The organism is Erythrobacter sp. SN6-5 (assembly GCF_057364945.1).
Genome location: NZ_CP200282.1, coordinates 2,875,512 through 2,898,790 on the forward strand (window position 1 = coordinate 2,875,512; position 23,279 = coordinate 2,898,790).

Annotated in this window: 17 protein-coding genes and 1 pseudogene; 5 read left to right on the top strand and 13 right to left on the bottom strand. The window is 54.9% G+C overall.

Features of this window, described 5'->3' with window-relative positions; translation table 11 throughout:
- The 8 genes from AC0V6Z_RS14395 to AC0V6Z_RS14430 all read right to left on the bottom strand — a co-directional run bounded on the left by AC0V6Z_RS14395 (window position 1) and on the right by AC0V6Z_RS14430 (window position 10,053).
- Window positions 1-1,077 carry a hypothetical protein gene (locus tag AC0V6Z_RS14395; RefSeq protein ID WP_472639109.1) on the bottom strand — a complete coding sequence of 359 codons (1,077 nt, stop codon included), beginning with the start codon at window positions 1,075-1,077 and terminating at the stop codon, window positions 1-3.
- Complete coding sequence (locus AC0V6Z_RS14400) at window positions 1,013-2,182, bottom strand: DUF11 domain-containing protein (protein WP_472639110.1); 1,170 nt, start codon at window positions 2,180-2,182, stop codon at window positions 1,013-1,015. The genes AC0V6Z_RS14395 and AC0V6Z_RS14400 overlap by 65 nt, the downstream gene beginning before the upstream one ends.
- Window positions 2,179-5,238 (bottom strand): hypothetical protein, encoded by a 3,060-nt coding sequence (locus tag AC0V6Z_RS14405; protein WP_486176499.1) that lies wholly within the window; start codon window positions 5,236-5,238, stop codon window positions 2,179-2,181. The genes AC0V6Z_RS14400 and AC0V6Z_RS14405 overlap by 4 nt, the downstream gene beginning before the upstream one ends.
- Before the next feature lie 37 nt (window positions 5,239-5,275).
- On the bottom strand, window positions 5,276-6,655 hold the full coding sequence (locus tag AC0V6Z_RS14410; RefSeq protein ID WP_472639112.1) for a hypothetical protein: 1,380 nt from the start codon (window positions 6,653-6,655) through the stop codon (window positions 5,276-5,278).
- Window positions 6,564-7,352, bottom strand: a complete 789-nt coding sequence (locus AC0V6Z_RS14415) for a hypothetical protein (RefSeq protein WP_472639113.1) — start codon at window positions 7,350-7,352, stop codon at window positions 6,564-6,566. The genes AC0V6Z_RS14410 and AC0V6Z_RS14415 overlap by 92 nt, the downstream gene beginning before the upstream one ends.
- A gap of 59 nt (window positions 7,353-7,411) precedes the next feature.
- Window positions 7,412-8,479 (bottom strand): hypothetical protein, encoded by a 1,068-nt coding sequence (locus AC0V6Z_RS14420; RefSeq protein ID WP_472639114.1) that lies wholly within the window; start codon window positions 8,477-8,479, stop codon window positions 7,412-7,414.
- Between the two features lie 71 nt (window positions 8,480-8,550).
- Window positions 8,551-9,027, bottom strand: a complete 477-nt coding sequence (locus tag AC0V6Z_RS14425) for a hypothetical protein (RefSeq protein WP_472639115.1) — start codon at window positions 9,025-9,027, stop codon at window positions 8,551-8,553.
- Between the two features lie 24 nt (window positions 9,028-9,051).
- Window positions 9,052-10,053, bottom strand: a complete 1,002-nt coding sequence (locus AC0V6Z_RS14430; RefSeq protein WP_472639116.1) for a hypothetical protein — start codon at window positions 10,051-10,053, stop codon at window positions 9,052-9,054.
- A 292-nt stretch (window positions 10,054-10,345) separates the two neighbouring features.
- Between AC0V6Z_RS14430 and AC0V6Z_RS14435 the strand changes: the two genes are divergently transcribed.
- Both AC0V6Z_RS14435 and AC0V6Z_RS14440 read left to right on the top strand, forming a co-directional pair.
- On the top strand, window positions 10,346-11,860 hold the full coding sequence (locus tag AC0V6Z_RS14435) for a DUF4403 family protein (protein WP_472639117.1): 1,515 nt from the start codon (window positions 10,346-10,348) through the stop codon (window positions 11,858-11,860).
- 274 nt (window positions 11,861-12,134) lie between these two features.
- A pseudogene (locus AC0V6Z_RS14440) lies at window positions 12,135-14,050 on the top strand (DEAD/DEAH box helicase).
- Window positions 14,051-14,096: 46 nt separating this feature from the next.
- Here AC0V6Z_RS14440 and AC0V6Z_RS14445 read toward each other — a convergent pair.
- The gene (locus tag AC0V6Z_RS14445) at window positions 14,097-15,053 is read right to left on the bottom strand and encodes a helix-turn-helix transcriptional regulator (protein ID WP_472639118.1); all 957 of its coding nucleotides are present in this window, start codon (window positions 15,051-15,053) and stop codon (window positions 14,097-14,099) included.
- A gap of 782 nt (window positions 15,054-15,835) precedes the next feature.
- On the opposite strand from AC0V6Z_RS14445, the gene AC0V6Z_RS14450 reads away from it, so the two are divergent.
- Window positions 15,836-16,186: a hypothetical protein gene (locus AC0V6Z_RS14450; RefSeq protein ID WP_472639119.1), complete on the top strand. Its 351-nt coding sequence runs from the start codon at window positions 15,836-15,838 to the stop codon at window positions 16,184-16,186.
- 392 nt (window positions 16,187-16,578) lie between these two features.
- Here the strand turns inward: AC0V6Z_RS14450 and AC0V6Z_RS14455 are convergent, their stop codons facing one another.
- Window positions 16,579-16,740: a hypothetical protein gene (locus AC0V6Z_RS14455; RefSeq protein ID WP_472639120.1), complete on the bottom strand. Its 162-nt coding sequence runs from the start codon at window positions 16,738-16,740 to the stop codon at window positions 16,579-16,581.
- A gap of 329 nt (window positions 16,741-17,069) precedes the next feature.
- Between AC0V6Z_RS14455 and AC0V6Z_RS14460 the strand changes: the two genes are divergently transcribed.
- Both AC0V6Z_RS14460 and AC0V6Z_RS14465 read left to right on the top strand, forming a co-directional pair.
- Window positions 17,070-17,393, top strand: a complete 324-nt coding sequence (locus AC0V6Z_RS14460; protein ID WP_486176500.1) for a TrbC/VirB2 family protein — start codon at window positions 17,070-17,072, stop codon at window positions 17,391-17,393.
- Window positions 17,394-17,558, top strand: a complete 165-nt coding sequence (locus tag AC0V6Z_RS14465; RefSeq protein WP_472639122.1) for a hypothetical protein — start codon at window positions 17,394-17,396, stop codon at window positions 17,556-17,558. It abuts the gene before it with no gap.
- A 696-nt stretch (window positions 17,559-18,254) separates the two neighbouring features.
- Here the strand turns inward: AC0V6Z_RS14465 and AC0V6Z_RS14470 are convergent.
- From AC0V6Z_RS14470 to AC0V6Z_RS14480, 3 genes are read right to left on the bottom strand one after another with little or no spacing between them, the layout of a single operon-like run.
- Window positions 18,255-19,484, bottom strand: a complete 1,230-nt coding sequence (locus AC0V6Z_RS14470) for an RHS repeat-associated core domain-containing protein (RefSeq protein WP_472639123.1) — start codon at window positions 19,482-19,484, stop codon at window positions 18,255-18,257.
- Entirely contained in the window at window positions 19,471-20,958 is a 1,488-nt protein-coding gene (locus AC0V6Z_RS14475; RefSeq protein ID WP_472639124.1) for a hypothetical protein, read from the bottom strand. Before AC0V6Z_RS14475 ends, AC0V6Z_RS14470 begins: the two co-directional genes overlap by 14 nt.
- A 32-nt stretch (window positions 20,959-20,990) precedes the next feature.
- On the bottom strand, window positions 20,991-22,862 hold the full coding sequence (locus AC0V6Z_RS14480) for a hypothetical protein (RefSeq protein WP_472639125.1): 1,872 nt from the start codon (window positions 22,860-22,862) through the stop codon (window positions 20,991-20,993).
- Window positions 22,863-23,279 lie beyond the last annotated feature (417 nt).

Below are 23,279 nucleotides of genomic sequence, written 5' to 3' on the forward strand. Positions count from 1 at the left end.
TTATTCGACGATATACCGGACGCGCAGAGTGAATGTGCTGTTGCCCAGCATCGCGCCGCTGGGGCTCAAGCGGAAATCAGTAACCGCGCTATCGCAGCCGTCCGTGTCCGCACTTGGCGTGTACCCATAATTGCTTCCGTCAGTGTCGGAAAATTCCAGGTCGTCTGTTCCCGATCCAATGCTGGCAAAACTGTATGTCAGGCCCGTGCTTGCGCCAGGTTCAGAAAAGATAACTGGGCCGCTTCCCACTGAGATCAAACATATTTTTGCATCGGCTGGACCATCATCGGTCACAACAACGCTGTCCGCATCCGTCGCGCCTGGACCTGTGTTGGAAACCGTGATCAAATACTCGACCAATGCGCCAGGAATAGCCTTGGGGTTGGTCGTGCCGTTCACTGGATCAGAAATGACCGAGCTGATTTTCGTCACCGAGAGATTGGGCAATGGCGGTGTACAGAATGTAAAATCATGGATCGCAATGCTCTGGTTGCCCGGATTGGCGGGCGCGCCGGAGCCCGAGCCGTATTCAATCACAATTGTGTCAATTGGGTTGAGGAAGGTGAATGTGCCATCACCGTTGCTCGTGGTGTCACCCGCGCCCCCATTACCAATCAGGGAAGGGCCGCTGATCGTATTCGAGTTACCATTTGTAAGCACCGCGTTCACCACCACACCGTTTAGCCGACCAAAGACAGTAACGCGGTCCTGAAAGACAGCGGCCTGGTCGATATCAAAGACGGTAAACTGTGCACCAGTTACAACTCGCGGTAACGTGACGGTGGTTACGACCTCTTGGCTCTGATTGGCGTTGTTCATATTGAAGGCGAGCGCATCTTGAGCCGGGCTGAGGCCGCCGGAGACTGCGGTGGTCAAGATCGGGGTCTGGCCGCCGAATGATGCACGCGAGGTGAGGTTGCCGGTGGAGACGATATCAAATTCAATCGTTCCCCATGTGCTAAGCGGATAGGTATTGTTGAGGCTGCCAGCGGCCCATGCAACCGCATCCCAATCAAATACTGATTGGCTTAGCCGGGCAGGCCAAAACGGGCGGCGTGCTGGGCGGATTGGCCGCAACAACAAAGCTCTCTGACGCAAAGTCATCTTCGCTCGTCACCCCATTGTTCACGGTCGAATCTGGGTCTGGCAGGCTGCTAGAGATGATCTCTGCGGTGTTGATAATGGTGCTACCCGCGACGGCAGAGATGAAGCCCTGAATATTGATCGTCGCGCTGGCCCCCGGGGCCAATGTTCCAACGGTCCACTCTCCGGTTCCGGAATCAAAACTGCCGTCTCCGCTAGACCCATCAAAGGTAAAGCCAGCGGGGAGATTGTCATCCACCACAATTCCTGTGGCCGAAGCTCCGGAGGACGCCGCGCTGGTGACGACCAATTGCCACGTCACGAAACCACCATTGCTAGGGGGTGAGCCGAGCAAGGTCTTGGTGAGCGACAAGTCTGCCGTAAGACCATCGTAATCAAAGTCTGAGATCGTCGAGAACTGGTTACCGGGATCACCAGTGCCGCTGTTGCTGAAATAGACGATCTGAATTCGGCGTACTTGCTGCGTGTTAAAGTCGAACGTCAGGTCACCATCCGTAGCGGCCTGGGCAGAAGGCGCAATTCCAGTCCAACCATTGACGGTCGCATTGTTTGTACGCGCGATTGCAGAGCCGACTGTCCAAAAAGCGGTGTTCGTCGCCGCATTACTGAATGCGCCCGTTAAGTCATCATCGTAGTAGACCTCCATCGCATCGCCGAAATTGCCATTATCGATATCGTTAATGGAGAAATTGAGATTGGTTACAGCACGATTGAGCGTAATCGTAACAACAATGCGATCATCTGGATCAAAAGCCTGGTTATTAAAGCTCATCAATAATGGAGATGTCGACGCGCCGACATTGCCTGCAAAAAAGCTTACAAAATCAGCGCCAAAGGCCGGTGCAAATGTGCCATCACCGTCATCCGTGACGGAAAAATCGACCTGCGCGGTAGTCCCATCAGACCCTGTAACGACCGTGCCGCTGGGCCAAGCGCCAAAACTAGCAACACCCGCATCGGCCCAATCAATATCCGCGTCTTGCGCCAAAGCCGCGCCAGGCATGAGCGCGAAGAATGCCACCATCAAGGCAAGCAATGTCAGCTTCGCGCGAGTGATCAAGCTCGCAGTGACGCTCATCGACCCAGCCCCAAGAAACTGAATGTGTCGGCATCAAACTTCGCTTTGATCGACGCAAACACACCCTTGTCGGTGTTGCGCGCGGCCGAGAAATCTTCATCTCGGAAACCTTCGACATTGTAACCAACGGTCAACAAGATGCCATCTGCCGGAACAAAGCCAATGTGCGGGCCATATGAGAAACTGGTGACATCATCTTCCAGGTTTGCGCGAACGGTGCCGGTCGCACCGATCTCAAATCGCTCGCCGATACCGATGCGCGCATCAAGCCCGGCTAGTACACTTGTCCCAGAAAATTCTGTGCCTTCGAAACGATCGAGATTGTAGCGGCCGCCCACAAACAGCGAGAATTCATCGCGGCGGGTCTGGTGCAGATTGCCATTGTCATCGCGGTCCCAATCGCTTGGCGACCAATTGGTCGAGACGCTTGCAACCAGGCGACGCGAGCGCGCATCGCCAGTGACAGTCAATGCTGTGCGGCCAGCACCGCCCGCTTCACCAGCGATCGCTCCGCGAACGGTATCGCTGCGATATTCAAGCTTACCCAAGGTCGCGAATTCGGAGGAGTCCGGACGGTGCGCAAAAGCCAGGCTTGCATCAAAGATTTCAGTGGTTGCACCGTTTTCAGCGGTCGCTTCGGTCCATGTCGCACCAGAGCCGACAATGCTGCCCTGGCCAAGCTGACGGATTGCCCCGACTGTCAGGCCTTTGCGCTCAGCAAACTCGCCATCACGATATTCACCGCGAGCCGTCGCGCTCCAGCGATCCTTGCGCCATGCAGCGCCAAGGGTGACGGCAGTAAAGTCTTCGAACTGAGAATTGCCTGTCAGCTGACCGCCGCTGGCAACAGGTTGCTCAGGGTTGATCACATTGATCGCAGCCGGTTCACCGTTGAGCGTACGGCTGCCGTCAATCGTTGCGTCCAGCGTCAAGGCCGGGCTCACTTGCAATGACTGAGACAGGCCAAAGGCTGCAAAGCTGCGATTGCCAAACTCACCAATATTTTGCTGCCCCAGCGTCGTGACAACTTGCGCGCCCCGCCATGGGGTCACCTCGATGCCGCCGCGTACAGTACGTGCATTGATGTTCTCGCCATTGGCGATCTCGTACTGACCGACCAGGCGAATATCACTTGTGATGGCGTAACGAACGCCAAACCGGTGACGGGTCGGCAGATCAATGCTCTCCGTCGCGTCCAGAGCGATGGCGCTGGTTGCGCTAAGCTCCAGCTTGTTATCCAGCAAGCGCTGACTGATGCCGCCTTCCAGAACGGTTGATTTGTTGCGCGTGCCATCGGCCAGGCGATCGTTGAAATGCGCCAGGCCCACAGTAAGGTCGGTGCTTTGCGTGGTATAGCCCAATTGCAGCTGGGCCGCACGGCGCCTGCTGTCGTCGGTCAGGCTATCATCTTGCCACACGCTGGCGACGAGATTGAGATCATCGCTGATCAACAGGCGTCCATCGGCGCCAAATTTGCGGCGGCCCTGCTCTGCGCCGTTTTGCTGGCCGACACCGTAATCGGCATCGAGCGAACGAGCATATGCCAGCAAGTCTACCTTGCCGGTTTGATGCTGCGCCTCAACCAACCAGCCATTCGAGGTCGTGCCCTCGGTACGGCTCAGGCCAAGCTCAGCGCGCAGTTCGGTGTTGTCGTCCAACTGAGCGCGCAAATCGATTGCGCCCAGATTGGTGCGAGCACCCTCGCCCTTGTCAGTGATCGCGCTGGCGCCGACGCGGATGTTACCACTCTTGCTCGTCCAGTCGACCCGTACGCCAGCATTCAGTTCACCTTCACCAAAACCATCAATTTCATAATTAATTACAATGAATTGAGGGTTTAAGTTAAAGTCACGGCTAAGCACTGGTTCGGAGAAGGTGATCGTTCCCGACAACAGGTCAATATCATAATCGATGAAGCGAGATAATTCTCTTGAAGAAACAACGAGTTCAGATCGAAATCTATCACGTACTTCAAGTGTGACGCGCTCGCTATTCGCAAGAATGCTGCGGCTAGAGAGACGATACGGACCGCTGATGCCCTGCCCTTGAATTTCGTCGCGGCGAAGCCGGGTTGAAATTTCAGCGGCAAAGGCCTGAGCTTTCACTTGGCCCAGGCGAGCCTCGCCTTTCAGGCCAGTTGCTGTGCGGTTGTAGCGTGCAAGCTGGGTCTGATCAAAGCCCGTTTCGAAATCGCCGTACAGCGCATAGAAGGTTGAGCTTTCAATGCGGACATAAAGGTTCTCGCGGCTGGCCGCATCAAACCGGCGGCTCGAGCCATCGGCGAAGACCGTGTAGTAAGCCTGCGGATCAATCGCGCCGAGCACGCGCTGATCGTCGCGCTGCTTTGCACTGTCATAGGCCAGCGTCAGCAAGTACCGGCCCAGCACCCGGCCCTTGGCATAGAGTGCGACACGTGCATCATCGCCCAGATCGCTGGCAAAGTTACCTGCCCGCTCCATGTTATCAGCCACGCTCTTCGCGCCAACGGTGCCCTCAGCAAGACCAATAATGGTCCATTCGATATCACCTGGCTCAATCCATGCTTCCAGCTCCTGAGTGCGAACAATGTCGCCATCATCGAAACGGAAATCCAAACGGAGCGAGCCAGAAACCATGGTCGGTGCCAGCTCGATATGCGCAATACCATCGCTGCCCTTAACGACCCAGCGCGCTGAGCTTGGCGCGAGACCGGTAAGCTGGTTCAATTGCTGGCGATCAATCTGCTCGGCGCTCTCATACGGCGCGTTCAACACAAATTCGCCTGAGACGCCTTCGCGCAGTGGGCGATTATTGCGGTCCAGCACGCGCACTGCGATGACAGGACGGGTCCGACCATCAGCAATCAGGTTCGATTGCTCTGGTACGAATTGAACTTTTGCAGGTGAGGTCGTGAAGAACACCTCGCGCGTGATCGTCTCATTGATCTCGCCAAAGGAATTGATCACATCCGCTTCCAACACTGTGCGCTCGCCGTCCAATGGGACGCCGCGCCAGGTGCTGACGGCAAACTTGCCGCGTTGAGGTTTTTCGGTGCCGTCAAAGGTGAGCGGGCTCACAGGTTCGCCATCTACGCGCAGGACGATCTTCTGGCCCTTACGGTGGCGAATAGCCACACGGATGGCTCGGCGCACGCGGGTTGTGACCGACTTCCGGCGTCAACCAGCCGTCTGGCCCATCGCCCAAGGCGATCCAATCGGTCACTGGCGAAGGAGCCGGTGTGCTTTCTTCCAGGACAGCGCCAAGCGTTGGGCGTTCTGCCCGCAGAGCACCGCCGCCACCGAGAGCGTCTTCGCCGCCAGTAAGCTGAGCAGTGCTCGCTGTATTCGCGTCAGAAGCCGCCTGCTCGTCAATTTCGCGTGCGATTGCGCCCTCTGGCGTCGTTTCAGCCAAAGGTGCAACTGGTTCGAGCGCTCCCTCAGGCACGATGGCATGGAAATCTGCGACCATCAGGCTGCCGCCTTGACCGATGATGAAGCGCGAATTGGCGCTGCCAGCACTTCGGGTTGAGCGATGGCAATCAACGAAGCGCGCACCCTCAGGCAGCGTCATCCGTGAGGCTTGGACCACATGAGTGCCTGGAACAACACCCTCAAAGTGATAGCGACCATCGGCATCCGTGATGGCGAAACTGCCGTCTTCAAGCATTACACGAACGCCGGGAATGCCGCGGCGCGGATTGCGCAGCGAACATGGGCCAGCGGTGATGCGTCCGATGATTGTCATGCGGTCAGCAATGCCATCGCGCTCAATGTCAATAACAGCGCTTGCCCGTGCAATTCGGCCAAGTGAATCAATAGTTTGAGCATTGTTCGCGGCGCGTCCTGGGGACGCATCTGCGCGAACAACCATCGCATATGTTACGCGGCGTGAGCTGCCTGCGGCAATATCCCCCAAGGCGATGGACAGAGCGCTGCCATCAGCTGCGAATGTCACTGCATCGGGATCCTCAGCGCCATCAATCCGGACGCTATCCGGGCGCAGGCGCAGCGACGACGATGGAACATCGCTCAGCGTCACATCCCGCTTAATCCGCGCAGGATCAGGGTTGGCCGCTGTAAGCGTGTAGAACACAACATCACCCGGCTGCACGCGCTGACGTGAAGCGGTTTTCGTAAGGCCTATATCAAGGCTTGGACGGTCGAGCGGAATGTCAATTTGAACTGGAGTTTGATCGATCAGTTCAAATGCACCGCCAAATGAGCCATCCTGGATCACAAATGTGCGGCCATCAGGCCGGGTCAACTGCGCGAGCGCATCACGCGAGACCGCAGAAGGCGCTGTGAAAGGCTCCGGCGGCTCTATAACTAGGCGATAGCGACCCAGCGCAGTCAGCGGGAACCAGTATTCGCCGGGTCCAACCGGGAACACATTGCCAGCGCCATCAGTGATTGGCTGTCCAGAAATTACCGTTGAAGGCCAAGTGGTTACGCCATCCTCGGCAAACACCGTTGCTAAGCAGACCCGTCGCATCATCAACCAAAGTGACTACTGCGCCATCGACTGGCTCACCGGTTTCGCTGTCGAACACTACACCAAATGGATCAGCCAGAACCTCGACATCGGTTTGAACGATAATATCGTCTTGCCCGATGAATGATGCGGCAATCTGGATCATCTCGCCATCAGCAATACTGAGACGGCAATCGCCTTGAACGGCAGCGGGCGGGGCCCGGCGCGTTGGGATCTGACCAACGAAAATGCCCGTATTTGGGCCAGTTTCGAAGATTGTTTCGGTCTCTCTGTCGCCAGAGCTGGTGGTAATCACGACATTTAGGCTGTCAATCGCGTTAGAATCGACGTTTGCAGCCGTCGCTTGGACCTCAAACAGCAGATCTTGGCCCGGACGCAGCACAGTTGTGGGCTCTGCGCCGGTGATCTGCACCAGTGTTTGATCTTCACCACCAATGCCTTGCACCCCTTGACCCGCGACATTGCAAAGTGGCGCCTGGAAAGAGAGGTCGACCACGCCGCTCGGCGCAGACCTTAAAGCACGAATTTCTGGTGGTGCCTGTGTTACCTCAATGGTCACTTCGTTTGAGCTGATGCTCGCCGACGTGCCATTAAATTGCCAAGTCGCCTCGGCAATATTGGTAATCGTATTGGTAGTGGTTGTGGCTGACTGCGCGCGTGCCCCCTCTCCGAGCACGACAAATGGCAGCAGCACTAACATGAGTGCTGCTGCCAGTCGGCTTAGAGAGAGGGTTACACGCAAAGTCTAAGTCCGCTCTATCAGTCGATTTCGACGCGGAAGTAGAGCGAGCGCGTTTGGCCAGCTGCGATATCGCTCAGCGTGCCAGAGACTTCGTCTTCGCCGCTTGGGCCTGAGGCCGCGCTAAACGAAGCGGTGCCGCCTGTTACGCCATTCGAACCGCCGGTGCATGCGGCATCGCCATCAACAATGATGCCGAAAGCCGGGACGAAAGTCACATCGCCTGGCAGCAAGTCGTTCACGTTGACGCTGGTGGCAGTCGCCGCGCCCGAACCGTTGGCCACGGTGATGCAATATTCAATAATTGCACCTGGGATGGCTTTCGGATTGGTCGTGTTGTTGACTGGATCGCTGATGATCGAGCTGGTCTTGGCGACAGTAACAGCAGCAGCAGCCACTTCATATGTGCCAAGATCCGAGAAGTCGCCTTGGTTGGCGCCATCGGTTGTACCAGCACCGTCAGCCAGAACCGTATCGATACCTGCTGTGTTTGCACCAGCAGTGGAAGTCAGTTCTGTTGCACCAAGCGAGCCAACATCGCCGCTGTTGAAGGCATTTGCCGTAAGAACAACGTCAAACGTATCGCCGTCATCTGCAGCTAGTCCGATATCGGCAACCACAAGGACTTCGACGACCTCATCTTCAGCAACCTCGTCGAGGAAGGTGATAGGGCCAGCAGCAAGTTCAGCGGCACTCAATGCGCCGTTGCCGTCCGTATCGAGATAAATCTCGAAGTTGGCGATATTCGCGGCGGTACCTGCGTTCAGAGCAGTGCTCAGATCGAGGTCGACCACGTCGTTCGACAAGTTAGTCACATCAAATGCGAGCACAGCATTCTGCTCACCAGGCGACACGCCGGTGTTGCTGGTGCCCGTGAAATCAACAAGCACGTTGACCCTACGGTCGACCGTGAACGTGTCGGATGCGGTTGCTTCAGTTTGATCAACGCCGCCGACCTGATAGGCGACGGAGACGTTATTGGTGATCGTGTCACCAGCTGTCGTACCTGCAGCAAAAGCTGGCGCGCTGCTCATCGCAACGAGCGCAACCGAACTGACGGCACCCAGCAATTGGGTGATTGGTCTCATTTTAGAGTTCCTCTGCGTGTGCCCCGCGTCAAAATTTCCGCCCGCAAGGCTTGGCGGTTATCGCTCGCTGTTCAGCGAATGATTGCTGGATATTCGAGGCGGCCTGTTTCGCCCGGTGCAACCGAGGCAAGCGTCCATCGAACATGTGTGACATCACCGTGCTGCGCAGCGCGGCTTGCGCCGTCCTCGCCAGTCACGGTCAAAGAGCTAAGCACTCCCCAAGTGTTGCCGCCGTCAACTGATACGGTCAGCGCGCTATCGGCATCAGATGCCAGCGCAACGGCGCCTGGGAGTGGGTTGGTGACAACAAAGTCAGTCACCGTCTCAGAGCCAGAATTGTTGTAATCGGTGCCGAAGATCAAACGATCGCCCGGTACGATAACATTAGGCTCGACCAATTCAGTCTGTTCGTTTCCAGCAGCGTCGGTGCTGGTTTTCACGGCCATAACGTCGCCCGACAAGACAATTGGGTTGCCTTGAGCGAATGCCGGAGCAGCTGGGACGGCAAGAACCATCAGAGCTGCGCAAATTTGTCCAAGAAATTTCATTATATCAGACCCTTGTCTATTTTCTTATTGATCGATAGTGACATCGAAAGTGATTGCCTGGGTGGTACCGCCAGCGACCGTGCCGAGATCGACACTGATGCCGGTTGCGCTGGCCTCGCCTGCGTCATCTCCGCTGGCGTCGGTCAAAGCGCCGCCTGCTAATGTGAGAGAGCCTGCCACGTAAGTTGTGTCCGCCGGGAAAGCGTCGGTGACGACCAGATCGTCGACAGAGCCGCTACCGGTGACTTCAGCGGAAATGGTGAAGGTCACGACTGAACCTGGAACCGCGCTGGTGCCGCCAAATGGGTCCGCGATGGTCGCTGACTTGACGAGATCGACCGTTGTGATCCCGACCAGCAGTGAACCCGTTGCAGTTGCATCCGCGCCGGTGCTGCCGACGATGGCATCGCCGCCGCTCACACCTTGTCCAGAGAAGCTGGTGCCGGGTGCGCCCGTTCCGGTGACCGCTTCCGCCGTCAGCTCAACATCGCTCTCTTGTGTGTCGGTTGCGCCAGCAGGCACGGTGACCAGCACGAAAACCGTCAGCGTGTCATCCGCATTGAGCACAGCGGTTGTTTCCGGACCGGTCAGGATTTGATCGACGCCCGGATCGTATGTGCCATTGCCGTTCGTATCGACCGCAATGCCATCGACCGTCGTATCGAAGTCGTTGCCAGCAACCACTGGATCAGCGGCTAGTTCAAACGCCTCTGGGCCATTGCCCTGATTGGTGAGCTCAAACGTGAGCACCGCATCGCCAGGCGTTGCGCCCACCGGACCGGAATCCAGCGAGGTGACCGTCACGTCCAGCAATTCGTCGACCAGCACCGTGACGGTGTTGGAATCGACCGTTTGCGGGCCAGTTCCGTCCTCATAGGTCGCCGTCGCAGTGTTCTCGATCAGCGTGCCTGCATCGACGCCAGCAGCGTGCGCCGGCGCCAACGCAACAAGCGAGAATGCACCTAGGACGAGAGCCGAGGTGAACGTGTTAGCCAAAGTAGGCTTAAATGGGTTCTGTGTATTCATACGTAGGACGAATACCCAGTAATGGTTAACGAACTGTTTGGAGTCCGCGAAAAACCGCGGTTTCCCGCCATTTGAAACAAGTTTTAACACTTTAGCGAAGCAGTTAATCTGGCGTTCAGCGCTTTGAGCCCGATCTTCACTCAGAATTTACCAAAACTCACCTGATATCCGGTGTTTGAGGCACATTTTCAGCGAGACTAACCGCGCCAATGGCCTTGCGCGCCCAAATCGCTTACAATCGACGCAAATGGGGACCGCAGAAACTGAATCGTTCCTGGGACGAGCACGGAATATGCAAATCAAGCATAAACTCCTGATTTTGCTTGCTTTAACTGTCACTTTGATAGGCTTTGGCGTGGCCTATCTCATTTGGTTCCACATTCGGATCATTGAGGCTCCCGCTCCGGCCCGTATGGAGCCTGCGGCACAATATCCGACCGAAGAATCCGTCTTGGTCACAGAACTTGGCGTCCCTCTGGAAACGATCCGCCGCTCGCTGGAACGTGAGGTATCTCGCACGCTCTACACGATCGATGAGCAGATTGACGAGTGCATTCCGCGCGAAACGATCCGGGTGCTCGGCCGAGAGATCGGGAGAACTCCAAAGATCAGCTGTCAGTTGGTTGGACAAATTCAGCGCGGTCCGATGCGGTTGTCCGGGCGCGGCAACACCTTGAACGTTAGTTTTCCGGTCACAGCAGAAATACAGGCACGCGATGTCGGGGGGATCATCAAACGTGAGACTGCAACGGCTGCGGCCAATATTCGCCTGACTGCGCAGGTTGCGATCGCGCACAACTGGCGTCTAAAACCTGATGTTCGCGTTTCTTATCAATGGTCTAAAGAGCCTGGAATTGATGTTTTGGGGCAGCGCATCCGCTTTACCAGGCGCGCCAATTCCGAACTCGCCCCTATTCTCGCCAAAGCAGAGAAAACGCTTGAGCGTGAGCTTTCAGCGCTCAATCTGCGTCCCCAGGTGGCTCAGCTCTGGAAACAAGGTTTCACAACACTGTCGCTAAACGCCGATAACCCGCCGGTTTGGATGCAGCTCAACCCCACCGCGATCGGAGCTGGCAATCTGCGTGTATCGGCTCGCCGCGTAACCGCTCAAGCAATGCTGCGTGCCAAGCTTGGAATTTTTGTCGGCGATAAGCCATCCGTGCCTGCGCCGAAAAATTTGGGCACCAACGCCGGTATCACTCGTGATACCGGCTTTGAGGTCACCTTGCCTGTGCTGGCCAATTACGATCAGCTTGAGCCAGTGATCCTGCGCGCACTCAAACGAGTGGCTGAACGCGGCATAGCAAAAGAGAAACTCGGCAAGCTCGATCTCGAATTCGAGCAGGTCACACTTTATGCAGCTAAAGGCGGCAGACTGGCAGTTGGGATAGAGGCTCAGGTGGAACCCGTCGGCAATTTGACCGACCGGATTTGGGGACGATCAAAAGGGACCATTTGGCTAACCGGATTGCCGGTTAGTGAACCAGACAGCGAGGTCGTGAGGATTGAAGATCTGCAAGTGTTTGGAGACATGGATACAGCAGTTGGAGACTTGCTGGTCCGGATCATGGCCAGTAAGGACGTGAAAGAGGAGATAGAACGATCACTGATTGATGATTTTAGCAATGATTACAATTCTGTGATTAGCAAAGCTAAATTAGGTGTAAGATCGATTAGAGCTGGTGATTTCAACCTATCCTTCGATATCTCAAACCTATCCCATGGCCAAGTTACGCCCACCGCAGAGGGGCTGTTTATGCCTGTCACCGCATCCGGATCGGTGACTACCGCCCTAACTCCTGAGTAGGCATGATTATCTACTATTATCAAATACTAAATTTAATTATCTCTTAAATTTTCAAAGAATCGACGCAACGGACGTGAGCTTGCACTCGGATCGCTCAAAACCCCAACCGCATGAGCCCCGAGAAAGTTTTTGCAAGCCAAACTCCGAGAAGGCGCGTATGGGCGAACCCTACAGATTGCGGGCGCCATGCGCCCATTACCCACAATCCCCTCTTAACCGGCCAATCAGCGCCGCTGCGCGCGCCTTCGCGCGCATTTGCATTTGAGATCAATTCATGAGTTTTCCAAGTCTCCCAACCTGCCTTCAGGCGGCCCTATCCGAGCGCAACTATGATGCTCCAACCCCAGTGCAAGAGGCGGTCCTAAAGCCAGATGCGCAAGGCCGCGATCTCGTCGTCTCAGCGCAAACCGGCTCTGGCAAAACTGTCGCGTTCGGCCTCGCGATGGCGGGCGAATTGCTTGACGAAAGCGGTGCATTGCGCGGCGTGCCCTCACCTCTGGCGCTTGTTATTGCCCCAACCCGCGAACTTGCGCTGCAGGTAAGCCGTGAGCTTGGCTGGCTCTACAGCAAGGCTGGCGCGCGCATCGCAACCTGCGTTGGCGGGATGAATCCATCTCAGGAACGCCGCTCCTTACGCGCAGGCGCAACCATTGTGGTTGGCACCCCTGGCCGCCTGCGCGATCATTTGGAGCGCGGCGCGCTTGATCTCTCAGCCCTGGCTACCATCGTACTCGATGAGGCCGATGAAATGCTCGATATGGGCTTCCGTGAAGAGCTGGAAAGCATCCTCGATGCAACACCAACTTCGCGTCGTACTCTATTGTTTTCAGCCACAATGCCACGCCCAATCGAAACTTTAGCCAGGCGTTACCAAATCAATTCCTTGCGGATTGCAACCATTAGCCAACAACGCGGGCACGGCGATATTGAATATCAGGCGATCACCGTCTCTCCGACTGAAATTGAAAACGCAGTGGTCAATCTGCTCCGCTATCACGAAGCGGAAACGGCGATCCTTTTCTGTGCGACACGTGACAAGGTTCGGCATTTGCATGCCACCCTGCAAGAGCGTGGATTTGCCGTTGTTGCCCTATCAGGCGAACATTCGCAGCAGGAACGCAATCAGGCGCTTCAGGCACTGCGTGATAAGCGCGCCCGGGTCTGCGTCGCCACGGACGTAGCCGCACGCGGTATCGATCTTCCGACGCTCAGCCTGGTCGTTCACGTCGAAATACCGCGCGACGCACAGGCGCTACAGCATCGTTCTGGCCGCACAGGACGCGCTCGAGCAAGAAGGGAACGGCAGTCCTGATCGTGCCGTTCTCTCGCCGCCGCAGGGTCGATTCCATGCTGAAATCCGCCAAAATTGAGGCTGATTGGACCGACGCCCCTCGCCCAGAGGCAATCAGAGCGAAGGATCATGAACGTTTACTCAAGAAACTACTGCAACCCATTGAAATCGATGAGGTGAATAAAGATCTTGCGAGTAAGCTTCTGGCCGAACGCACCCCAGAAGAGATTGCAGCCATGCTGGTGCAGGCGCACCGTTCAAAGTTGCCCGAACCGGAGGACTTAATCGAGAACACCCCAGAGGCTCGCCGCGCCGCCCAGAAAGACACACATCGCCCCGGTTTCGAGGACACCGTCTGGTTTCGCATGAATATTGGCCGCAGGCAGAACGCTGGCCCCCGCTGGGTGATGCCCCTGATTTGCCGCCGCGGGCATGTCACACGCAACGAAATCGGAGCGATCCGTATAGGTCAAAGCGAGACGTTCTTCCAAATCCCTCGCGCTATTGCGGACAAATTCGCCTCAGCTGTGGCGCGTAGCGCTGACTCAGTGAACGATAACGGCGACGATCAAGACAACATTCTGATCGAGGCATCTGAACATGGGCCGCGAGACACCGCTCGGCGCAATCGCAAGTCGCACTCTGGCGCACGCGACAGCGATCGCGGACCTCGGATCAAAGCGAAGCCTTCCCATGGCGGCAAAGAAAAGAACAAAGGAAAACCCAAGAAATTCCGCAAAGGCGGCGAAGACCGAAAGGCCGAGGGCTTTGACAAAAAGCCGCAAAGTCGTGGGAATGGAGCCTCAGACAAGGCTCGTAAACCAGGTAAGCCAAAACGTGCCGCAAATGCGCCTGGAAAGCCGTCAAAGAGACAGAAGCGTCATAATAACGGTGATTGAGCCCAAGGACCTTCGACGCTTGCCGTTCATCCGCATTCCCACCAAGTCAGGATGTGGCGCTTAGCGCACTTCGATACTTCGCTGGCGTAATGCCAACATTCCTGCGGAACAACTCCGTCATATGTGATTGGGATGAGAAACCAGAACCGTAGGCAACATCGGCAATCGAGTCAGTTGTTTCCTTGAGCAAGCGCCGCGCATGGGCAATGCGTCGATTGAGAATGTACTGATAGGGTGACTGGCCAATCGCGGATTTGAACTGACGAGAAAAGTACGTGGTGGACATATGACAAATGTCCGCCAGATCAGATAGCCTAAGAGGCTCGTAGATATTTTCATTTATGTAATTGTCGATCTTTGTGATCATTTTCGCCGACAGACTAACGCAAGACCTAGCTCGATTTTGAAGAACCGCAATTGTCTCGGCTGCGGCCATGACACCCAGCGCCTTAACGGCGGCTAAAGTGGTGCCGACTGGAGATAACAGGAGCCGTCTTGCGGTGTTCGCAAACTTCAACAGTTCCTGCGCATTTGGAAGCATCAGTGCACGTTTAAACAGGTTGCGCTGCGGCGATCGATCGGTGCCCATTAACTCGGATCTGATCGATTCATCGATGTCGAACATCATGAACTCACCACTTCGAATATCTGTTATCTCAATTTCGCTGAACCTGTTCGGGATAAAGAAGCCTTGACCAGGCGATAGCTCAACGCTGGCCGATTGACCGTCAATACAATAGGTCATTTCCAGGTTTGAGAAAGGGACTATGACTTTATCGCATGAAGCAAGTGAGAAGTCTTCACAGGGTGTTTTTACCTTTTCGAACAGCCGTATCGTGACCGTGTCGCTTTCGAAACGAAAGCTCGGTTCAGCATGAATTTCGTCAGCTGAAACACTTTCTCCCGCATAAGAACGGCCTGCATTCTCACCTTGGTTGACGTCCGCAAAACTCAGTATTGGCTCGACTGCCAAAGATGTTACGGGCTCTATCAGATCAGTCATGCAAACCCCCTCACACTTGGTCGTTGTCGCGATCAGGCTTTGCTCCGAATGGGCAAACTTGCCTTGGCTCGCGATGAGCAAGGTTCACCGGCTTTGGGCCGTCAGCGCAAACGTAGAAAACTGAAGAATCCGGTACATGAAGCCGTCTTCAGGTATCTGCAGGTCGATGGATGAGACGCTTAACTCTGGTAAAGCATTAATAAGACATCACAAATATGCATTCCAGCGTCCTATGACAGGCGAATGAGCATGGACGTGTGATATGGGTTAAGCGGGTCCACTGGGCACTGGCAAGCAGTTCAATCGCCATGGATTTGGACCGGCGAGGGAAATTTTCATGTTGGAAGATACGTTTGAGCGCAAGAATTTTAACGTCGCTGAGAATGCTGGTTAAGCAATCCACATGGTCTTAACATCCGCAGTCGGACACCCGACAAAAACCTGGTCCATATCAAAACAAGGGTCTCGATCAGTGGTTAGAAGCATGGGAACAAGCTGTGAGGGCTTCCATCCTGCCACGACCGTCCCGCTGCCGCTCGATAAAATCAGACAATGATGGGTACAACGCAGCCAGTTTGAGCCTGCGCCGGAGCCGGTGGTGGGAGGTTCCCGTGAGTTGGGTTAGCGATGTGATGTTTGGCGAGATTGATTTATTCCTATGCGCGTCAGTCAAGTTCTAGTGGCGGATTAATTGATCTCAGAAAATGAGGAAAACGGCGGTATCTTTGTTTGCAAATTCTGCAGAATTAGTGAAACACCATGATCGAAAAACAGGGGGTTCGATGAAGCAAGCACTCAATCCAATATGTAAGTCGCTCTTTTTGGGCGCTGCTACCGGTATTGCTGCGATTAGCCCCGCTAGCGCGCAGGAAACAAAGACCTATACCTATGACGCCTTGGGCCGCCTCGTCGAAATAAAGCGCGATAAGTCCAACGGCGATGAAGAGAAGGTTGATTACGCGTACGATGCCGCTGGCAATCGCGTAACATATACGAGTGATGGAGCCGCGACTGGGAATGCCAATGGCGGTGGAGATGGTGGATCGACCACGCCACCAGAAGAGCCCCAATACACCTTTCGTCCCGTCTTCAACGGCCGATTTATGGTGATGCAGAAGTTCCCCACCAACTAGTATAAAATAGTGCATATCTGATTGATTTTATTGGAAGGCTCGTCTGTGTCGGGAGTAAGAATGTCCAAAAAACGGAAAATCGCCATGGCTGTTTTAGCTGCGTGCGCAATAACCAGTACGCCAGCATCGGCGGCCGTTAACTGCGTCGGCACTGTGACAGACTCGTATGTGACGGTTGATGGCTCGGTTGTATTTCGACCCAGCTATGCTCCGAGCCTTACGCAGATATGTAACGTGCGGGAGACTTGGAAGGGCGTGCCGCCAGATGTTTGTATTACCTGTCTGGCCAAGATCGATGCTGCGGCCTTTCTGGGGCTAACGGTAATCGTGAGATACCTAGGCGACGCAACTTGCAGCACGCTTCCGACCTATGGAGCAGCACCTTCGCCTTACTACGTTTTGCTTAAATAGATTTGAACTAACCAATCTCGGGGAATGTGAATGTTGAAGAAAATGGGTTTGCGCTGCGCAGCAGCAATGGCGGTAGCAGCTTCAATGGCGACACCTGCACATGCTGATGCATGGTGTAACGGCACGATAAGCAGTTCTTTCATCCGTGCCAACGGGAGTGTTATAATAAGGGGTAGCTGGGCCCCAAACTACACCCAAATTTGTAACATCAAGGAGAATTGGAAGGGCATCACTCCTGACGTGTGTGTGGCGTGGCTCGCCAAGGCTGATGCTGCAGTCACAATGACTAGGGCAGTCACCTTGTATTACGTTGCTGACGTAGCCTGCGCGACACTGCCAGGCTATGGAGATGCCCCTGCTCCGGGTTATGTGATGCTCCGCTGAGGGGTGTCTATTCTTTCAATCTCCCTAATTCGGGATCGTACCATTGATCACAAGTAACAGCCTGTTTGAGCCCGCGCCGGAGCCGGTAGTGGGAGACTCCGTGGGCTGGGTTAGCGATGTGATGTTTGGCGAAATTGCGTTGGTGTTATCCGCGCTGGCGGTGGCGTTTTTGGGGCTGATGTTGCTCTCGGGACGGCTGCCTGTGCGGCAAGGCATGCGCGTGGTGCTGGGGTGCTTTGTACTGCTCGGCGCGCCGGTGATCGCGAGCGGGTTTATGCAGATGGGCGAGAGCGCACCAGTCTACACGCCGGTTAGCCAAGTGATTGAGGCGCAGCCGGGTCTTGGCGCTCGGGGCGATCTGCCACCTTCGGACTATGATCCCTATGCCGGGGCCTCGCTTAGGAGTGATTGAATGGCGCCGGCGGGGCGCTGGAACACCTATGCGTTTTTCGAAAGTGTGACTTTTGAGCGCGGCGGACGAGTATCCGCTTTGAAGGCGGATCTGACAGCTGCGCGCGAGGCGAATGACCAGGCAGCGCGCAAAGCCGCGCTCGCTTTTCGAAGGCGGGTTTATTGACGGTGTGAAAGAGCCATCAAAGATTTATCCGAAGGCCGCACAGTAAGAAATCGAAGACATCTGCCACGCTCGGTAGCTTGAGACCGCGTCCCACCAATCACCAACTGAAAAAGAAGATCGGGGCTAGCGATTGCCGCGCTGGCCTATGCGGGGGTAGGCCTAGGATTGATGAAATGCACAAGTCCGATCATGACAAAGACGCTAGGCTCGCAAGCTAACGCTATCAATGAGTATACTGTCCCCTGAAATCTCCGGAAATCTCTACTGTCCCCGGAAGTCTCTATCTTGAAAACGACTCAAAGCGGATAAATGTTGTCGAGGCAGCTCTCCAAGATTGGCTCACAATTCTTCATCCGAACGAGATAGCCAGAATCTCCAGTTTGCCAAACGAGTGCTATCGCCTTGGTCTCCGACTCCCTTGAGCACCTTAAGAGCGAATATGAGCCTTCAGGCGCCTCGATTGCCTCGATACTCTGCAATTCATATTTTTGCTCGATAAAGCAACTTTTGACTGTCTTGCTAAAAGTAGCGTCAAGTGAGGACACTGGCTCGGCGCCAACGATCTCGAAACACCTTCCGTCTCCTATACATCCAGACAAGATATCAACATCCGTTCTTGCTTCCGAGCACCCAAGGCTAATAGTGCAAAAAATCACCATCACCACCAAGGTCAGAAATCTCATTGGTTTGCCGTCGCTACGGTTTCCACCGCCCATGAAACTCTCCAGATATTGTCCTGTTTGCGCGTAAATTGAAGTTTCCTCCTGGCATCGTTGTTTGACGTTTTGCCGCAGTACCCAAGTCCCGAATTACACCAGCTACTGTGTTGCCGCGGATCCTAATGGAGCTATCCTGGCCCCAATCATAGGCTGAAGGAGCGATTTGCCCGGTAGCAATTATTGCGTATCGACCGTCAGTCGCATCAATCTGTCCTGTCCAGTTTATAATGTAGTTTCCAACACCAGACAGACTAGTGGCTATTGTTTGGAACGACACATCGATTGCCCTCCCTTCTTGAAATGATATTTGGGCAGCAGTCGCGAGATTTTTGTTCGCAAGCTGCCCATTTACAGCTTGACTCACAATAGAACCATGGCGTGATTCTGTGCCGATTCCATACACTTCCGGATCGAAGTAAACGGTCCCTTTCCCTTGATTGTTACCACCCCATGCCCGAACTTGATAGTTGTCTTCCAAAGCACCTGAACTTGCGCCTTCTGCATCGGCTGCACGAACTGGTTCGTTGTAAACAATATTACACCCATCATTGATTTCTCCAACCCCGCACAACCCAGTCGGATCAACGCCGTTAATCGGATCATTACCGACGTAGGCGTAGATATTGTAGCCATCGTCATATCCGATGGGATCGGTTTGGAGGAACCGGCCCAGGGTTGGGGAGTAGAACCGGGCCTTGTAGTAGTAGAGGCCGATCTCGCCGAGCCACGCCTGGCCGGTGTATTGGAACCGGCCGAGATTGTTTGAGCCCGGGATGCCATATTCGTCATAGGTGTTGGTGCGGATCGAGACCCCGCGATAGTCGGTGATCGCCACAATGCTTCCGCGCGGATCAGCATGGATGTACCTGCGTTCAAGCGCGACACTTGGCCCAGCATACCAGATTAGCGGATCATCGGCCTCAGCATTGGACCCGTGGACGTAACGCGATGCGACATAGCCGTTGCTGAGATACTCCAAGACCAGCGCGTTGCCATCGTAAACGTAGGAAACAGTGCCATGACCAGGTTTACTAGAGCTGGTCCGGTACATCCGGCCCAGAGGATCGTAGTAAAGGTTGGTCGCATAGCTGCTGTTAGCAACCCGCACCAAGCGGTTCTCAACATCATAGGTATAAGTGTTGGTACCATCAGAGGTTAGATTGCCATTGGCATCATAGGTGAAGCTGGCAGAGCTAAGCGCTCTCATATTGATTGAGACCATTGGTCGTGTAGCTGCGGTTGAGATTAACGTGACCATCCCAGCTGTAGGCATCATTGCTCTGCGTCTCACTGATGATCTGCGAGGCAGGATTGCGGGCATAGTTCCAAGTGACGTCAGTGCTTGGTGCATGAAGGTTGAGATTAATCTCATCTAGGCGGCCAACGGGGTCATAACCGTAAGACTGAGAATTGTCGGACAAAGTTGCAAAGTGCCAGCTTCGGCCAGACATTAGGCCTCTTTCATTATAGCTGAGCGTGCCGATATTGGTGGCATTGCTCCCGATATCAGTCATCCGGTTGAGTTTGTCATATTCAAAGAACCATGCATGTCCGTCAGGGTGGGTAATGCGTGTCCGGTTGCCGTTGGCGTCGTATTCGTAATGAATGGTCCGACCTGGTCCAGCGGAGCTATCATAGGTTCTATCAAGACGCCCGAAGCCATCATAGAAATTGGTCTGCCCAGGTCCAGTATCAAACGTCGTTGTCTTCGGCAGACCACGCAGATCATAGGTGTATATTACATCGCGGGTGTGGATCGTGTTGAGACCAGATCGTGCAGGCACGAGCTTCTTGGTCATCCGATTGAGGGCATCGTATTCGTAATTGATGACCGAGCCATCGCGCTTGCGCAAGGATAGCCGGTTGCCGTTGTTATCGTAGGTGTATTGCTCAAAGTCGCCCGTATTGAGCGAGCCAGCACTCGCCAGCGCGGCCCCTGGGTTCGTATCGTTGAACGCGGCTGGCCGGGTCTTCGATGGAAAGATCCATTTGATCTGACGATCAAAGCCGTCATATTCGAGTCTAGCCCGGTTGCCGTTGGCATCAATCACCTGCTCAAGCTGGCCATTGAGCGTGTAGGAATAGGTTGAATCAGCGATCTCAATCGGCGTCCCTACGCCTTTGCGCACCTGCAGCACCTGACCCGCGGCATCATAGACCGACTTGGTGATGCGGTCCGGGCCTTGCGTGCCCTCAGCCCCAAGCGTGCACGCGCTAGCCGGTAGATTGCCATAGATCTCCGGGTTCATACGCACCGCGGTGCATGCAGCGCGCCCTGCTTTGTCGAAATTCGTCTGGGTAACACTAACCTTCTGACCGTCGCTACCAAACACTTCCGATCGAATCGATTGACCGAGTGTGTCGTAATAGTTCCTAACGGTCTGAAGGATCGTGAAATTCGGCCAGTCTGCAGGAGCGACATCGTTTGGCTGCCAGTTCGCTAACTCACCCGTCTCTACGCGCAGCACGAGCCCATTGGCGTCATAGACCGTCCGAGTTGCCGGATAGTGCAGTGGACCCCCGTCATCAGGATCGGGGCCAATTTGGCCGACAGCCCGCCCCTGCCCATCATAGCGAAACGATGTGGATCGGGGATCTTCCTGAGCCTGAAGGGCGGTTGCCGTGCCAGCGATCGCCAAGATAGAGAGCGAAGCTGCGAACTTTCGGAGGCTTTTGAACATAAAGTCAGCCTTTGATTTAAACTGGTTAGGCATCATTCGCAAAACACGTTATTTGGTGAGTTGCCGCAGTCATCGTCACCGGGGTCGACGCCTCCACCACCACCAGGCGGAGACCCACCCCCAGCTACACCTGGAAACGTTGGCGTTACCTTTTGCGGACCGGCTTCTGGTGGGTTGGATGTTGCGCTAACCGCCGCAACCGTGCCGGTTGGGCATGATGACAGACCCGCTGATGGAGGCGTGGTGCTTATGACGCGCCCTAACGAATCAATTCGGCTGCAAGTTCGAAGTGTTTCGCCATCAGCGGTAACAGCAGCCTCTGTTGGTGCATGAAAACTGCCTCTCATATTGATAGAACCTGGAGAAGCTGCCGAGAAACCCTCATACTTTGTGGTCGTTACAACTGCGTCGCTGGTACCGACGCACGACTCAAGAGTGCGGCAAACCGTGCTTTTCACCAGCAGGCCATCGGCCGAATATTCATTGGTCACTGTCGCTCTTGGCGCTCCGGGGTCCGCAGCTGGGCTGCTGACCTTAACTGGCGCATGAATGCCGTTCACATATTCGAAGTCGGTTCGATTTCCTTTCGGATCGATGGTCCAACGGGGTTTGTTGCAATTCATTCTGTTGGAGGCATTGCAGCTTGGGAAACCACCCGCTTGCGAAGTGAGCGGAACACCCCCGCCCTTTGGGTAGTCTCGGCGAAACAAAACATTTCCACGAGCGTCATAGGTGAAGGTCGTGTAGTTTCCTTCTGGGTAGGTCACGCGATCAAGGCGCTTGGTAGTCAGGTTCCACTGATACCTCGTGAGGCGATTGAGCGGATCTCTGTGCTCCGTGACAAACCCGTACTCACGGTGGTAACGAACATATGTCACCTCTCCGAGCGGATTTGTGCGTGTCGTCGTCCCATAATCGCCCGGGCGGGTGTAGGCGTACGTAGTTGTACCAGCCTGTGTCGAGATGGTCTTTACACGTCCTCTGCTATCGTATGTGGCAGTGACAGGCGCAATCCCGCCGGGGCTCTGAACCCGCGTTAATTCCCTGTCGCTATTGAATGTGTAACGCCACTGTTTCCCGTAATCGTCCGTTACAGTTTGCGTGGTCCCTTTTGGACGCAGATAGTGCTCATCACGTTTATTGTTATTCGGCGTATCGAGCCTGAGCTGCTGATTACCAAGCCGCAAATAGTAGATCGGTTCATCGTAAGATTGGTCCGCACGGTTCGCCCCAAAATACCTTACGCGATAGCCATAACGCTTGTTGCCAGCATCAGTGGGATTAACGGTGCTGGTTTGTGGGAGCGGAGGCGAGCCAAAGGCTGCCTCACTGACGAAAATGCCGCTAATTGCAAGATTGCCATAACGCAAAGCTGATAGACCAAAATCTGACCCAAAGCTGGCTAAGCTGGAATAGATACCTCCGAAATAGACTTCGTCACCATCTCGGTTAACAAAGGTGCAAATGTTAACGATATTCGGTGGCTCCATCTCACAACTTAGAGACGAGCCATCAATTGGCTCTCGCTTAGCAAAGCCCTTCTTGCGCCCTTTGAATTCGTGAGACTGACCATTGTAGCTGACGATATACTTACCATCGTCGCGCCAAATCTGAGGAACCCCAACATGACGCCAAGCCTTTCCAGTCCACTCCAAGCCTTCGGTTATTGGACTCTCGCGAGGATCTCCCGCACCACCAACAATAACTGGCGTCCGAATGCGCCAAGTTCCAGTGCTTAGGTCGACACCATTGGAGTCGACGCTATTGTAAATCGGGACAGCAAAAGAGCTGGCATAGGTTTGAGCCTCATCCTGAGCTCCCGCCTCTCCATTACCAAGAACGGCGCCTAAGACGCTCACAAGAAACGCATAACTAGTGAATTTTGATCCGCAGATCGAGCTCATTTTTGAAGTTCCCCAAAGTCCGAATACGTTGTGATACCTGCAATCAAGGCGTTGCGCGCTGCGCACGCACTTGGCGGGCTAGAGGTGAAGATCAATTGCTGGGAGGAGGTGGTGGCGGGGGACAGGTTGGCTGCGATGTGCCGCTGGCCGCCTTATATTCTTGACGGTTGCCCGCTTGGTCGTAGCAAATCACCGCCTTTTTCTTATCGTTGCTGCCGCCAGTGGTCTCAACCTTAGTCAAGCGACCAAGCGCGTCATAATTGTAGGTCTCTTTGCTCGATTGAGCATTTGCAGCGCTTATCGCCGCTAGACTGACCGCACCCGCGGATGCGCTTGCCACTAAGTATTTGAGCAGCGATTGGTGCATATTCCCCGGCCCCTGTTTGCGCGCTCGAATCGAACGCCTAATCTGCCGAA